Genomic DNA, 14,008 nt, shown 5'->3' on the forward strand with positions numbered 1-14,008 from the left:
TGGCGCGCACCATCGCGCTGTCGCGCCACGGCGAGGCCGGTCGGGATCGGGTCGCACCCTCGACCGCCGCGGACCACCACGGCGGGCTGCACCTGACCGTGCACGCTTTGCCGGGCGGGGACGCCGGCGGCGTGCCGCCGGCGATCGGGGTCGTCGCGGGTACCGCACCGACGGCGGTACAACACTCGGTGACCGCGGTGGCGGCCGTGCTGTTGTCCCTGCTGACCAGCCCGCGGCACGCCCTCGGCGGCGACAGCCGCAGCTCGGCCGCGCTGGTGCGGCTGATGCTCGGCGGGTCACCGCAGGATGTGGCATCGCTGTTGATGCCGTCGACGCCGGGGGCCGGTTGGATCGTGGTCCGCGGTCGGCTCGGCGGGCAGCGACCGGGCCCGGGGCCCGATTCGGGAGACTACCCGGTGCAACTGGCCGCGTTGGGGACCGCTTTGGCCACGCCGTATCTGGACCTGCGCGAGCGCGAAGTCCACGCGTTGGTGCCCACCGCGCCCGGCTCGCCGGCCCCCGACCCCGCGGCGGCGAATCGGCTCGGGTGGACGCTCGGCTTCAGCGCGCCGTCGGCCACGGTCGACCTCGCGGTGGCTGCCAATCAGGCCGAGCGCGCGTTGCGGTACGCGCTCGCGGCGGGGGTCCCGAACCGGCGGCATCGACATCAGGACCTGAGCATGCACTCGCTCGTTTCGGCGGCCGACGCGGCCGCCCTGGCACACGCCCGATTCGCGGCGCTGGCCGATGCGCCCTCGCCCGGCTACGACGTACTGCTCGAAACCCTGCGCACCTGGCTCGCCCATCACGGGAGCTGGGACCGCACCGCGACCGCGCTCGGACTGCACCGCAACACCGTGCGCCAGCGCGTCGTCAGGATCGGCGATCTGCTGGACCTGAATCTGCACGACCCGGACGTTCGGATGGAATTGTGGTTCGCCCTGCGCTGGCTGCCGGGCGAACGGCCGAGCACCGAGCGGGCGGGCACCGGCCCCGAGTAGCGCGGCGCGGGTTGGATGTCGCGAGCCGGCACCGCTTGCTCGGCTCGCGGACCGGACCGGAGTCCGGGCTGTGATCCGAGTGATCCGGTGGGGTTGCTCACCTACTCCGGGGAGTCCAACGCGAAAGCGGTGCACCTCGAACCCGGCGGCACGAGCCCGCAGTTGGTGTTCGCCGACGCGCCAAGCCGCGAGAACCGCAGCCTGGGCGATCACCTTCAACGCGGGCCAGATGTGCACGGCGGGCTCCCGGCTCCTGGTCCAGGACACCATTGCCGAGCGGTTCGTCGCCGACGTGATCGCCGAGCACCTGGCCGAACCGCGCCGCACCACCGTCCTGAACCGGGCCCTCGATACCGCCCTCGCGCTCACCCACGAGCGCGACCGGGCCTGGGCGCTCGCGAACGTCGTACCGCACCTGCCCGAGCCGCAACGCGCGAGCGTCCTGGCTCAGGCCCTCGGCACGCTCCGCGCGCTCCCGCACGAACTCCCGTATATGCACGCTCGGGAACACGCGCTGACACACCTCGCATGCCACCTTCCCGAGGCGGAGCTGGGTCACGTCCTCGACGCGGGCCTCGCGCTCACCGACGAGAGCCGCCGGTTCTCGGTGGTCGAGCAGATCGGGGCGCGTCTGTCCGGGCCGCAAGGCGCCGCCGTCCTGGCCCAATCCCTCGACATGGCCCTCGCACTCGACGACGACGGCAACCGGGCCCGGGCGCTCGCGGACATCTCGACCCGCCTACCTGAGCCGCAACGCACCACCCTCCTGACCGAAGCCCTCGACACAGCACGCACACTCGACGACGCGCGCGACCGCGCCTGGGCGCTCACGCGCGTCGCGGCGCATCTGCCCGGGCCGCAGTGCACTGTCGTCCTGGCCCAAGCCCTCGACTCGGCCCTCGCCCTCCACGACGCGAACGACCGGGCACCGGCGCTCGGGGGTATCGTGCCGCGTCTGTCCGAGCCACAACGCACCACCGTCCTGACCCGACTCCTCGACGGCACCCCCTCACCCACCCACGCGGCGTGCCGGGCACTGGCGCTCGTGGGCCTCGTGCCGCACCTCTCCGAGTCGGAATCGGGGCGGGCCTTCGACGCGGCCCTGGAGTTCACCGAGGAGATCCACCGGGCGCAAGCGCTCGTGGGCCTCGCTCCGTGCCTGTCCGAGTCGCAGATACGCAGAGCGCTCGACGCGGCTGGAGTTCACCGAGGAGATCCACCGGGCCTGGGTACCCCTGGGCCTGGTGCCGTACCTGTCCGCTTCGCAGCTCTCCCGAGCGCTCGACATGGTGCCCACGTTCACCAACGAGAACGACCGGTTCAGGTTGTTCGAGCGTGTCGTGTCGCGTGTGTCCGGGGCGCAGCGTGCCAGGGTCCTGGCCCTGGCCCTGGACACGGCCCGCGCGCTCGCCCGCCCGGGCCCCGGTCGCGGGCACTCGCGGGCATCGTGCCGCATCTGTCCGAGCCGCAGCGTGCGGAGGTCGTCGTCCAGGCTCTCGACACCGCGCTCGTGGTCACCAACGACTTCGACCGGGCCCGGGCACTCGCCGGCCTCGTACCGTACCTGTCCGCGTCACAGGTGAGCCGGGCTCTCGACGCCACCCTCGCGCTGGCCTACGACCACGAGCGCGTCCAGGTGTTCGAGGTCATCGCGCCGCTCCTGACGGAAGCGGACCTGCACTGCGTCCTCGCCCGGGGTGAGGAGATCACGAAGGCGTTCCTCGGAACCTCCTTGGGGCCGCGGCAGCTCGCGCGCCTGTCTCGGGACGCCGTCCTGCACGTGTTCCGGTCGGGCGTCGACCACGGGGCCAGGGCGGACGTCCTGGGCCACCTCGTGGCATGTCTACCCGCCCTGCGAGCCCACGGTGTGGACATGGAGGCCGACGATGTGTGTCGCGTCCTCGACGACGTCGTACGGATCTGGCCCTGAACACGTCGGACCCGGCGGCGCAGTCGGAACCATCCCCGGCCGGGCACTGTGCGCGGGTGACACGCCCATGCCGGAACCCGTCAGTGCGCCGCTCCGCTCCCGGTATCGCTCGCGTGTTCCGGGTCCGGGGCCGACGGCCCGGCACGGCGAACGATGCCGTCGCACGGATGGTTGCCACGGCGTCGACCGCAGCGCGGGCCGGGAATCCGTGAGCGGTCGGGGGTTTCGGGGTGGCGGGTGTGTGGGACGTGGTCGAGGAGTCGCGGCGCGAGGTGTGGTCGTTCACACCGTTCGAGCACGTGGGCCCGTTGAGGTTCGGCATGACCCACGAGCGGGCGGCGGCCGCGGTCGACGGGGTCCTGAAGACCATCGTTTCGCAGGGGGACGGCACCGGGTGGGTGTCACAGGCCGACATGTGGCCCGTCCACTACGGCGCGGGGGCGGGGGTGCACCTGTACTACGACCGGGCGATCGGGCTGGCCGCGATCGCGATCGACGCGCGGATGGGTCCGCAGGTGGACCTGGACGGGATCCCGCTGGTGGGCCGGGTGCCGTCCCTCCTGGAGGACGCGTTGATCGACCATCTCACCGCACACTCCATCGAACCGGCGTTCTCCCTGGAGGCGAACCCGTGCGCGCCCGACATCGGTGTCGTGATGCGCGTCCAACGCGCCGGGGACCGCGTCCCGACCCGGCCGGTCCTCGTCGCCCGGGACTGGGCACCCCGATGCTCGGACGCATCCGAGGGCCGCATCCCCGACGACGAATGGCGCAGGTTCTCCTGAGCACACGCCCGATTCCGGGCGAAGGGATCGGCATCTCCGGTCCGACGCGCCCTCTCCCACGCCCTGGTACCCGAAGTCAGTCGGGTGCACTGGTGGCGTGTGCGATGAGGGCTTCGAGTTCCGGGGCCGGCCACGGGCGGGCCTGGGCGAGGGAAACGTGGTGTCGGCCGGTGGCGATGTCCTCGAGGAGGTCGTCGAGGGTGACGCCCGGCCCGACGTCCCGGGTGGTCTGGGGGGTGGTTCCGGTCCAGGCCCAGCGCAGGGCGGCGGCGAGGGCGTGGCGTTCGTCGGCGGGGGTGAGTCGGATGTGGGTGTCGGGTGCGCTGTGCAGGAGTCGTTGGGCGACGCCGGGTGTGGTGGCGTGGTCCATGCCACCGCGGTACGGGGCCGCCGGTGGCAACAGGTCGGGGTGATGGGTGTATTCGTGGTCGACGAACACGGGCTCGTCGGTGGGGCCGATCAGGATGTTCCAGGGTTGGAGGTCACCATGGCGCCATCCGGCGCCGTTCAGGTGTTCCAACGCCGTGAACGCGCGGTGGGCGACGGTGAGCAGGCGGGGTGCGAAGTCGGGTGGCGGGTCGGGGGCTCGGCCCGGGGCGCACCACTGCCACAGGTCGACGCCGGGTAGGAACTCCACCGCAGTCCAGATCCCGTCGCCGACGCGCCCGTGTTCGGCGTGCGCGGGATGCAGGCCCTGCGCGTGCAGCAGCCGCACCGCGCGGGCCTCGTGCAGGAGCAGGACCGCAGCCGCGGGGTCGGCCGTGGACTTGATCTTCCAGCGGCCGGCGCGCCAGGCGTGGGTGTGGTGTGTGGTCAGGGCGCGGGGCTCGTCGGTGACATCGAGGGCGGCGACAGCGGCGGCGAGCAGCGGGTCCATCGTCACATCCTCGCGCGAATGGGCACCACGCGGTGTCGGGTGGCGGTCGTGCGGGTGTGGTGGGTGAGGAGTCGGGCGATCTCGGTGGAGATCGGCAGGCCGGCCAGGGCTTCGATCCAGCCGAATTCGCCCGCGCAGTTGGTCTCCAGGTAGGTCCAGCCGTCGGCGGTGACGACGAAGTCCAACGCGGCGTAGCGCAGGCCCAGGTCGCGTACGTGCTCCCGGCAGGCGCGTTCGACGTCGGCGGGTGGAGTGATCGGGGCGTGCCGGCAGTCCGCGGCGAGGACGGTGCGCCAGTCGAGGGCGCCGGGGGTGGTGATGGAGGCGGCGAAAACGCGGTCGCCGACCACGGTCACCCGGGCATCGAAGAGGCGGTTCTCGACGAGGGCTTGGAGGTAGTGGAGGGTGCCGGCAATGGCGTCGAGGTCGTCGGACGCGCGCAGGCGGGTGGTGGGGACGAAGGTTGTGTGGCGTTGGGTCAGGGCCTTGACCACGACCTTGTCGTGGTGGTCGGTCACGAACGCGCGGGCTCGGGCCGGGTCGCTCGTGAACAGCGTGTCGGGTACGCGCATGCCGTGACTGGCGGCGGACGCGAGTTGGGCGGGTTTGTGCTCGGCGGCGTCCACCACGACCGGATCGTTGACCCACAGCACCGGTTGGGCGCGCAGCAGTCCCAGGAGGGCGATGGTGTTCTCCTCGGCGCGCCATCGGTCGTCCGGGTCGGGGTGTGTGTCGGGATGGGTGGGTTTGCGCCAGTACACCGCGCATCCGGGGCCGATCCTCGCGGTGCGCCAAACGTCGTCGACGACGGTGGTCCAGGCACCGGCGGCGAACCGGCCGCCGACGGTGAGGCTTTCGTGGAGGCGGCCGGGGTCCATGCGGACGAACGCGTCGCGGTCGAGGCGACTCACCACCAGGTCGGCGGTGAAATCGCTCTCGGCCGCGACGACGATCACGCGGGCTTCGCGAAGGCGCATTACTTGGGGTCGTCCTTGCGGCGCACGCCGCCCTGGTCCTGGGTGCTGGTGTAGTTCGCCACCGTCGCGGGATCGACCGCCTTCACCAGCAGGCGACCGTCCGCGACCACGTTCGCGCCGACCAGCGGGTCATAGTGGTGGTCGGGAAGCGGGGACGCATCGCGGGTCGGTGCGGGGGCCGCGAGGCGGCGGGTCAGGAGCAGCGGTGTGGCCATGGGGGAAGCCCTTTCAGGTGTCGGGTCGCCTTGGCGGGTGGTGTGAACTGCTGTGCGTTTCCAGGAGAGCGCGTCGTCCCTGGCGTGGGAAGGGTGTGTGCGGATCGTGCAATCGGTGTGCGTGTCGTGCACACGGCGTCGACGCAGGGTGATTCGCCGGCTACGGTGGGGGCGGACGTCGTCCGCGCGTTCCCTGGGGGTCGTGATGGTCGAACTGCGCCCGCCGTGGGACACGCCGCGTGTGCGGCTCCTGGCCGCGCGGGGTGATGTCGGTGGTCTGGTGCGGGTGGGTCGTCTGGCGCGGAACTGGCGGCAACGCGACCTGGGTTCGATCGTCGGGTACTCCGCGTCGACGGTGTCCCGGGTGGAGTCGGGCGCGCGTTCGAGCCGGGATGTGGCGGTGTTGCGCAGGTTGGCCGCCGCGGTGGACATGCCTCCCGGGGTGCTGGGCGCGGCACTGGGCGTGAGTGCGCCGCTACCGGCTAGGGTGGCCCGGACCGCCGCGCGGCGGGACGAGGAGGACGATCCGATGCGCCGACGCCGCCTGCTGACCGCCTCCCTCGCGGCCGTACCCGTCACCGTGCTCGGCGGGGTCGACCAGGCGCTCGCGTCCATCCCCACCCGCCCCTCCCCCACCACGGCGGCCGACGTCCTCGCGCGGCTCCGGCGGGCGCGCGAGCTGTACGACGCCGGTGATCACGCGCGACTGATCGCGACGCTGCCGGAGTTGCTCGCGGCCGGGCACACCCACGCGGACGGCGCCGGCGACGTAGTGGCGTTCGCGCGTCTGGCCGCGTGCTACGACCTCGCCACCGAGACGCTCTCCAAGATCGGCCGATACGACAGGGCGCGGACCGCCGCCGACCGGGCGACGGTGTACGCACACCAGTCCGGCTCGCCGCTCGCCGCCGCGTCGTCGGCGCGGATGCTCGCCATCGTGCTGCGCCACCAGGGGCAGGAGGCCACCGCCCAACGCGTCACGCTGGACGCGGCCGCGCGGGTGGAGGCCACCGGGCTGGGCACGCCGCAACAGGCCGCCGTGTACGCGCAGATGCTGTGCACCGCCGCATACACCTGCGCGGGTGCCGGGGACCGGGCGAACGCGCTGGAGTTGACGGCCGACGCCAAACGCGCCGTGCTGCGAGTCCCGGTCAGGCCGGAGGCGCGGACGGTGTTCACGGTGACCCCGGCGTCGGTGGGGCTGTACGAAGTCGGTGTGCTGTACTCGCTGGGCGACGCGGGCGCGGCCCTGGACGTCGGACGCCAGCTGCACCCGGGGCAGTTCCCCGCTCCGGAGCGGCGCGGGCGCCTGCACACCGATATGGCCCGCGCCTGGTGGCAACTCCGCAAACCCGAACAGACCGCCGCAGCCCTCATCGCAGCCCACCGCGAAGCACCCGGCGAGGTCCGCGACCGGCCGGCCATCCGCGCCATCGTCACCGAACTCGCCGAACGACACCCCCACGTTGTCGGCGTCCGGGACCTCCTCACCGCCACCGGAACGCGCTGAGGGCACGGGGGCCGCGCCCCGGCTCAGCGGGGTCACGGCGCAGCGGTGCACATGCATTGTGGTCGCATGTCGCCGGTGGCCGGAGATGCTTCGCCTGCGTCGATAGGGCGAACGGCCCCGGTCGGCCCGGCTACCTGATCGCATCGACGTTCTAGGGTCGATGCTTCGGTGGGCGGGTGGGGGTCAGCGGGCGACGAGTTGCACGACGGTGACCAGGAGAGCCGCGGGGGTGATCTGGTAGGTGATGATGGCGACGCCTGCGACGTGGGTGATGCGGTGGTCTTTGCTGTTGCCTCTGGGGTAGGGCTTGGAGTCGGCGCCGTAGGGGTCGGCGGCGGCGAGGGACATGCCCGTCTCGAAGGCGGTTCGTGTCTTGGGGGCCATGCCCTGGATCTCGATGCGTACGCGGTCGGTGTACTGCACCGTGTAGCTCATTCGCGGACCCTGCCGGACCAGCCCGTTCCGGTGTCGGTGAACACCTCGTCGGCGGTGTGCAGCGGGCCCAGGGTTCCGGCGTCGGCGGCGAGCAGGTCGGCGTGTACCCGGGGGTCGGCGCCCATGACGGCGATCCCCCACCACAGGAATACGAGGTTGTCCACGTCGCCGATCGCGGTGTCGGCGAGTTCCCGTTCGAATTGCTCGCGCAGGTCGGGGCCGAAGTCGTCGAGGGCCCGGCGGACGCCCCCTGGCTTCACGAGTGCGGCCGACACGGGAGCAGCCGCGCGAAGGTCGCCGAACGTCTCCCCGAGCCGTGCATAGCCGCGGCACCAGCACGGCCGTGGCCGTCGGGTCCACCTAGAACCGGGTTGGCAGTACCTCACGGCACGTGGGGCAGCCGTCGAGCGCCCTCGGCGTCACGAAACGTAGCCGGCGGCTCGGGGCCTTCCGCTCGGCCGTGGGCCGTCGCCGTCACAGTCGATCGAGCAGGTGCCGCCGGCCCGTCGCGACGTCCGCGGTCGGGATCAGGAAAAAAGGGGGAGGCGACACGGGGGGCGGCGGTACAGGATGCGGTCATGGTGAACCGTCGCGTGTATGTGGACCTGGGCCAGGTCGAGGATCTCGATCACGACTGGCTCCACGTGGTCCTGGAGGGGCCCTCCGGAGTCGTCTATCAGCTCCAGCACGGGGGTCATTCCTGCTGCCAGGGCGCGATCGAGGGATATCTGGTGCCGGTCGAGTCGCCGGAGGGGTATGCCGCGTTGATCGACCTGTTCGTGCATCGGCTGCGCAGCGCGCCGGTGGCGATGGCGTCCATTCCCGAGCACCTGCCCGCGCTGCGCGCGGCCGTCGCCCTGATCCGGATCCCCGCGACCGGCGAACCCTCGCCCCCCTACGGCGACGACCTGACCCGCATCGTCGTCGACGAGAGCCGCTTGGAGGAGATGACCGAGGCGCACGTCCCGGTGACCACGGAGTTCGGGCCCGGCATCCTGGTCTGGTCCAACTCCGACTGAACCCCCGTCACCGGGCACGCGGGCACGGCGACATCGGCAAGGGCCGGACCGTGTCCCCGGCACGCGACGACCGCCCGCCCCGGGCGCGCCTCGGGTCCGGGACCCGGGGCCTGCGATGGACGCGTTCCATCACGGCGGTGTCGACGGCGTCGACGGCTTTCGCGCCGTCGAAGCGGGTGGTGCGCGGCGGCACCGGCGCGTTCGCCGGAGCCGTTCCCGTTCGACGGGTCGTCGAACGGGGCCGGCCGTCGGCGGTTTCGTCGCGTCCGGCGCGCCGCCGGGTCGTGGCTCTCGGTCGCGGTCGGCCCGCGGCGGTCGGAGCCCGTCGTTCGCGTGGTCGACCGTCCCGTCGTGGGCGGGTGCCGCCCCACGACGTCAGACCAGGGGATCGCCGTTGCCCGGGTACTCCTCGGAGGGCAGCGAGTCCCATTCGGTGTTCGCGCCGTCGCGCGTCACCATGAACAACGGGCGCGATCGCACGACCGCCCCGACCGTCTGCCCGCACATCACGATCCCGGAATCGTCCGGCCCCGCGTAGCCCGCGTGCGAGTAGCGAAGCCAGACGCCCCGCGCCTCGGCGTATGCGATCGCCTCGCTCTCCAACTCCGCTCGGTCCCTGCCGACCAGCGCGAGTCCGTCGTAGGCGACTCGGGGGCCGTGTTCGGCGTCGACGGCGACGCAGAACAACCCCGCGGCCCGGCTCACGTACGCCGTGACCGCGGGCGGTGAGCTAGCGGGCTCGCGGCGGCGGACCTCGATCCTCCACGTCCGGGAGAAGCTCGTGTGGCCCGGCGCGCAGTCGCCGACGCTCGTCCGGCCCGGTATCCCGGCCGCCGCCTCGACCGCTGCGTCGACGGTCATGCCGAACCGGAGCGGGCCGACACCGACGCCGGGCGCATGGACCCACTCGTCCCATCCGGCGGGCCCGGCCCCGAACACCGCGGCCGCGGTCGCCCCCGTGAAGGCATCCGAGACCCGCCGCCTCACGGTCCAGGCACCGTCCGGCCCCCGGGTCGGCGGCCCCTCCGGCACGCCCGCACCCGCGAGCACGTCCTCGACCGGCGGACGCGAGGGTCGGTCGGCGAGGACCTCCTCGAGGTTCTCGTGCTCGTACCGCTCGACCGCGTACACCAACGCCTCGTACACGTCCTCGGCCAACCGGGGCCCCCACCCCCGGCGACGGGCGTCGTCCGCCGCGAAGACGGCGGCGACCGCCCGGGCGTACGCGTCGAAATCGGCGAGAGGGGCGCCGGGCGCCGGAGAATCGGTCACGGGAACGATCATCACCGACGGCCCCGACACACACCGGAGACCACGTCGAACGCCGGGTCGACGACCGCGCCTTCCCCGGGCCGCCACCGGCATCGGCACACCCGTCGAGATCGCTCCGGGGCCTCCCACGCCCACATCGGAGTGACACTCCCCCCGGCCTCACCCCACAACGGGACCCCCGACGACGCCCGATCGCTCGACCGCCTCCCCCTCACACCGGGCACCGGACCCTGAGGGCCGGGACCGCAGGCAGGGGCCCGGCTCATGGGCGGGTTCGTCATCCCCACCCGAACGACCCCCACGTGAGGGGTAGACAGGCGGGCGATCCCACCTACTCGCCCTTGACCTTCTCCGTCTCGGCAAGTCGATCAGGATGCGCTTGGGAAGCTCCGCGGCCGTCAGCCGGAATGGGGTCCAGCGATCCTTGGCTTGCGGCTTCATCGATGCCGAGAACCCAAATTTTCCTTTGCTGTTCGGCTCGGTCACCATCTTGGCGAACTCGGGACTCGGCACGAGCCAGGCCGTCGTGATCGCCCCGAGTTCGACATCCACCGCGACGAACAGCATGTCCAGATCGGCCCTCGGCCGGAACGTCTGCGAGCGCACGAAGGCCATCAACCTGCCCTGTCGAACTTGCACCCCGGTGGACATCCGGGCCTTCACCTGCACCGCGAGGGTGGCGGAACTCCCGCGACGATGGAAAACAAGGTCGACTCCTTCGTCGTCCACGAGCGAAGTCGCCACGTTCAACTCGCCTTCCGTGGCCAGGATGCACGAGGCAGCAACCAGATACTCGGCGGCCTTCCCCTTCGGGCGGCGACCGGGCTCTTGTCCAGGTATTCCTCGTCATCGCTCATGCCAGGAATCTACGGGTGGACGTGCGGGAAGGCCGTACGACATGCGCGAGGGCGGCAAGGGCGCCGGTACGGTCGCGCACCGGCGGCCGGGTCCGCCGTCACCGCAGGCAGCGACGGCCCCGGCGGCGCGCCGGACGCAAGGAACCCGCCGACGACCGGGCCCTGCCCGCGGTTCTCCCGGACCTCAGGGTCCGGCACCCCGTGCGGGGAGGAGTGATCGAGCGATCGGGCGTCGGCGTGGGTCCCGCTGTAGGGAGTCGAGTTGGTGATGCCGATGCGGACCGGACCGGGGGTGGTGCGTGTCCCCAGTGCGGTCCACTGGTCGAGTTCGTGTTCGGCGTACGCGTGGAGCAGGACGGCGAGTCGGATCTCGTGGGCGGGGGTGAACCGGTTCTCCCGCGCGCCGAGCGGCGGCAGCACAGGGTCGATCGAGTGGAAGCAGCCGTCGGTGGCGCCCGGGGGATACGTACGGAACATCTCGAGGTACACGTGTCCGTACCTCGTCCGCACCCGCAGTACGGCCACCTCGTCCAGCACGTGCTCGGCGTATTCGTGCGGCACCAGGGCGAGTTGTCCGGCGACGTCACCGCAGGGGTGCGCAAGACTGTGCCGGTGGCGTTGACACAGCAGTTCGCGAGGGTGACTCCGGCGTACATCGAGGCTTGTCGTCGCCGAGCGGCCGCGTCGTCCACGGGTGATCCGGGTTGGGATCCGCCCGTGGAGGACTGTCTCGACCTGAACTGGGACGCCTGGCCCTTGCCGGCGCTGTTTCGTCGGGCCGGCCTCGAGTCCGCGTCGGTGATCGCGATCGACCGCGCCCTGGACGGCGACCCCGGCGGGGACATCGCCTTCCTGGACCACGACGGGGTCTACGACGGCATGACCGAGCCACCCGACCTCCTGGCCCCCGGGGCCGTCGCCGAAATCGCCGCCGCCCTGGACGCCGTCGACGCCGACCGGGTCCTCGCCGCGATACCCCCGACCGCGGAGGAGACCGCCACCGTGTTCCGATTCCGCGTCGAGGACATCGTGGCTCTCATGGCCGGAATCGGGCTCGTGCCCTATGTGGCGGGCGCGTTGGACCGGCTGCGGGCGTTCTACGCGGAAGCCGCCCGGCGGGACCTGGCCATGGTGGTGTGGATCGACTGAGGACCGTTCGACGCGGTCCGGAACCAACCTGCCCCGGCCGGGTGTCGCGGTGTTCGGGACCCGACCGAACGCACGACCGTGGTTGGCATGCGCGGCGTCGAGGTCCCGATCACATCGCCGCAAGCTCCACACGACGAACCCGTTCGCCTGCCGCATCAACACCCGGTCGATGTCGTCGCGTCCGCGGAACGTGCGAGCATGCTGCCGAACCCGACCGACACTTGCCCGCGCCTGCGGCGGGGCGGCGGGCTGCGGTCACGGCGGTGGCGTGGACGGTCGTGGCGGCACGGCAGGCCGCGTGTTCGCGGTCGGGGCGGCGATCTCGTCGCGGATCACCCGCGCTGCGTCGACGGTGTACCGCGCCCCGGCGACGACCACCCCGGGAAACGGATCCAGGGCCGGGGGCCGGAACATGTCCTCCTCGATGTGGTACATCGCGCGGCGCCGGAGCGTGCCGTCGCGCAGGCGCACGTCCAGGCGCACCGTCCCCGCGTCGGGGCGCCGCCCCGGACGCAGTGTCAGCGTGATCTCGGCGATCGCGCGCCAGGGCAGGGGGACGGTGGTGTGTGCGTCGTGCAGGACGAGCGCGTGCGGGCCGATCTCGAGACGGCGTCGAGCCCGGGTGTGCGCGAGGTGGACGGGGACCAACGCGAGGAGCAGGCCGATGCCGGCCAAGGCGAGCAGCAGGACCCATCGGCGCGTCGTGAGCGGCCCGCTCACGCCGGCCAGGCCCGCGCCCGCCATGATCGCCGCGAGGACCGGGACGGCGACACCCGCGGTCGCGTTCGTGGCGATCCCGCCGGTGCGCACACCCCCCACACGACCCGATCCCCGTGGACCGCGCGGTTCGCACGCACGGTGTCCATCCCCCACCCCCGCATCGCGACGTGCCGTGCAGCGTAACCCCGCCTCGACGCGACGTTCCAAACGCCGAGTTCCGGCCGGGGCGCCGGGCCGGTCGACCCGTCGTTCGACGGCGCGTGCGGCTTCGATCGTCGCGTTCCCGGTGGAGGGTGGCGTCGACGTCCGGGACAAGTGTTGGAAGGGCAGCACACAACAGCATGGTGCCGACGGCGTTGCGTATTCGGTTGTCGTGAGTTCCGTCCGACCCCGACAGCAGCACGCGGCCGCCTCTGGGTCCTATTCGGTGTAGGCGATGTGGGGGAGGCCGACGGCGTCGTAGAGGTTGTGCAACCAGCCTCGGGCAAAGGCGAGTTCGATCTTGGCGAGGTCGGCGGTGAGGCCTGCTTCGGCGGCCCAGGCGACGGCTCCGGCGACGGCATTGTCGCGCTGGTAGTCGGTGGGGAGCGCGTCCGGGTAGTCGCTGAGGACGCATTCCTCGACGAAGACGCCGTCCCAGCGCAGGCCCGATGGTGTGGCGGCCTCGCCGATCGCGCAGTCGTCGTCCATGACGTAGAACGCATGGCAGGGGCGCCGGTCACGCCGACCACGGCGGTGATGTCCGCGTCGTCGCGCGGGCGCGAACTCATGTGGATCTCCCGCCAGGGACCCCTGGGGTAGTCCTCCTCCCAGCCACGGCTGCCGAACGCGGCGACGGCTGGATGTTCGGCGAGTGTGTGGTCGCCTTTGGCAACGATGATGTAGCCCCGGTAGCCCATGGCGGGACCGTAGCGCCGTGAGGTGACAGGGGCTCGGCGAAGCGGGGCAGCCGAGACGGTCGGTCCGATTGCCGACGAGGACGACAGGGCGGTCCTCACGGCAGGCTGGCGAGCGGCTCTCGCCGACGACGTAGCGTCCCCGGTCCCCAAGCCCGGGCGAGGCGGGTGCCCGAGCGGCAAGGTTCGCCACCCCGACCGAGAGTCCGCCGTCGCGGGTCTGGGGCAATATCGAAATCCCAGGGCCGACCGTGTGGTCGGGCGCTGCTATCGCTGCCCGGACTGCGGGGACCGGCACCTGACGAGTCGGGCATAGCCGATCCACTCCCCCGACTCGCCGAGAGTGTCCCGGCGACCACGGGGTT

Annotated in this window: 16 protein-coding genes; 6 read left to right on the forward strand and 10 right to left on the reverse strand. The window is 72.2% G+C overall.

What is annotated here, in order from left to right:
• From B4N89_RS47160 to B4N89_RS47170, 3 genes are all read left to right on the forward strand, one after another.
• On the forward strand, window positions 1-1,001 hold a 1,001-nt coding region (locus B4N89_RS47160), incomplete at its 5' end, for a PucR family transcriptional regulator (protein WP_143658505.1).
• A gap of 229 nt (window positions 1,002-1,230) precedes the next feature.
• On the forward strand, window positions 1,231-2,931 hold the full coding sequence (locus B4N89_RS53240) for a hypothetical protein (protein WP_321170770.1): 1,701 nt from the start codon (window positions 1,231-1,233) through the stop codon (window positions 2,929-2,931).
• Between the two features lie 230 nt (window positions 2,932-3,161).
• A complete protein-coding gene (locus B4N89_RS47170; RefSeq protein ID WP_235618397.1) occupies window positions 3,162-3,716 on the forward strand; it encodes a hypothetical protein in 555 nt (184 codons plus the stop codon).
• Between the two features lie 76 nt (window positions 3,717-3,792).
• Here the strand turns inward: B4N89_RS47170 and B4N89_RS47175 are convergent, their stop codons facing one another.
• The 3 genes from B4N89_RS47175 to B4N89_RS47185 are packed head-to-tail and all read right to left on the reverse strand — an operon-like array spanning window position 3,793 to window position 5,785.
• Window positions 3,793-4,593 (reverse strand): hypothetical protein, encoded by an 801-nt coding sequence (locus B4N89_RS47175; RefSeq protein ID WP_235618398.1) that lies wholly within the window; start codon window positions 4,591-4,593, stop codon window positions 3,793-3,795.
• Window positions 4,594-4,595: 2 nt separating this feature from the next.
• The gene (locus B4N89_RS47180; protein ID WP_078973825.1) at window positions 4,596-5,570 is read right to left on the reverse strand and encodes a hypothetical protein; all 975 of its coding nucleotides are present in this window, start codon (window positions 5,568-5,570) and stop codon (window positions 4,596-4,598) included.
• Complete coding sequence (locus B4N89_RS47185; protein ID WP_078973826.1) at window positions 5,570-5,785, reverse strand: hypothetical protein; 216 nt, start codon at window positions 5,783-5,785, stop codon at window positions 5,570-5,572. Before B4N89_RS47185 ends, B4N89_RS47180 begins: the two co-directional genes overlap by 1 nt.
• Window positions 5,786-5,990: 205 nt before the next feature.
• Here B4N89_RS47185 and B4N89_RS47190 point away from each other — a divergent pair, with 205 nt between their 5' ends.
• Complete coding sequence (locus B4N89_RS47190) at window positions 5,991-7,295, forward strand: helix-turn-helix domain-containing protein (RefSeq protein WP_078982876.1); 1,305 nt, start codon at window positions 5,991-5,993, stop codon at window positions 7,293-7,295.
• 183 nt (window positions 7,296-7,478) lie between these two features.
• On the opposite strand, the gene B4N89_RS52930 is transcribed toward B4N89_RS47190, so the two are convergent.
• Window positions 7,479-7,730, reverse strand: coding sequence for a hypothetical protein (locus B4N89_RS52930; protein WP_078982877.1), 252 nt, complete (start codon window positions 7,728-7,730; stop codon window positions 7,479-7,481).
• Complete coding sequence (locus tag B4N89_RS47200; RefSeq protein ID WP_143658507.1) at window positions 7,727-7,990, reverse strand: hypothetical protein; 264 nt, start codon at window positions 7,988-7,990, stop codon at window positions 7,727-7,729. The genes B4N89_RS52930 and B4N89_RS47200 overlap by 4 nt, the downstream gene beginning before the upstream one ends.
• Window positions 7,991-8,308: 318 nt before the next feature.
• Here B4N89_RS47200 and B4N89_RS47205 point away from each other — a divergent pair, with 318 nt between their 5' ends.
• Window positions 8,309-8,749: a DUF6210 family protein gene (locus tag B4N89_RS47205; RefSeq protein WP_143658508.1), complete on the forward strand. Its 441-nt coding sequence runs from the start codon at window positions 8,309-8,311 to the stop codon at window positions 8,747-8,749.
• Window positions 8,750-9,124: 375 nt separating this feature from the next.
• On the opposite strand, the gene B4N89_RS47215 is transcribed toward B4N89_RS47205, so the two are convergent.
• The 3 genes from B4N89_RS47215 to B4N89_RS52485 form a co-directional block, all read right to left on the reverse strand.
• Window positions 9,125-10,021: a hypothetical protein gene (locus B4N89_RS47215; RefSeq protein WP_143658510.1), complete on the reverse strand. Its 897-nt coding sequence runs from the start codon at window positions 10,019-10,021 to the stop codon at window positions 9,125-9,127.
• A 159-nt stretch (window positions 10,022-10,180) separates the two neighbouring features.
• Window positions 10,181-10,765: a hypothetical protein gene (locus B4N89_RS52480; RefSeq protein WP_235619411.1), complete on the reverse strand. Its 585-nt coding sequence runs from the start codon at window positions 10,763-10,765 to the stop codon at window positions 10,181-10,183.
• A gap of 122 nt (window positions 10,766-10,887) precedes the next feature.
• Window positions 10,888-11,439, reverse strand: a complete 552-nt coding sequence (locus tag B4N89_RS52485; RefSeq protein ID WP_235619412.1) for a hypothetical protein — start codon at window positions 11,437-11,439, stop codon at window positions 10,888-10,890.
• Between the two features lie 156 nt (window positions 11,440-11,595).
• Between B4N89_RS52485 and B4N89_RS47230 the strand changes: the two genes are divergently transcribed.
• Window positions 11,596-12,027: a DUF1877 family protein gene (locus tag B4N89_RS47230; RefSeq protein WP_078982882.1), complete on the forward strand. Its 432-nt coding sequence runs from the start codon at window positions 11,596-11,598 to the stop codon at window positions 12,025-12,027.
• A gap of 255 nt (window positions 12,028-12,282) precedes the next feature.
• On the opposite strand, the gene B4N89_RS47235 is transcribed toward B4N89_RS47230, so the two are convergent.
• Window positions 12,283-12,846, reverse strand: coding sequence for a hypothetical protein (locus B4N89_RS47235; RefSeq protein WP_143658512.1), 564 nt, complete (start codon window positions 12,844-12,846; stop codon window positions 12,283-12,285).
• 321 nt (window positions 12,847-13,167) lie between these two features.
• Complete coding sequence (locus tag B4N89_RS47240) at window positions 13,168-13,437, reverse strand: hypothetical protein (protein WP_078982884.1); 270 nt, start codon at window positions 13,435-13,437, stop codon at window positions 13,168-13,170.
• Window positions 13,438-14,008 lie beyond the last annotated feature (571 nt).

The sequence above is a fragment of the Embleya scabrispora genome, from assembly GCF_002024165.1.
Lineage (GTDB): Bacteria > Actinomycetota > Actinomycetes > Streptomycetales > Streptomycetaceae > Embleya > Embleya scabrispora_A.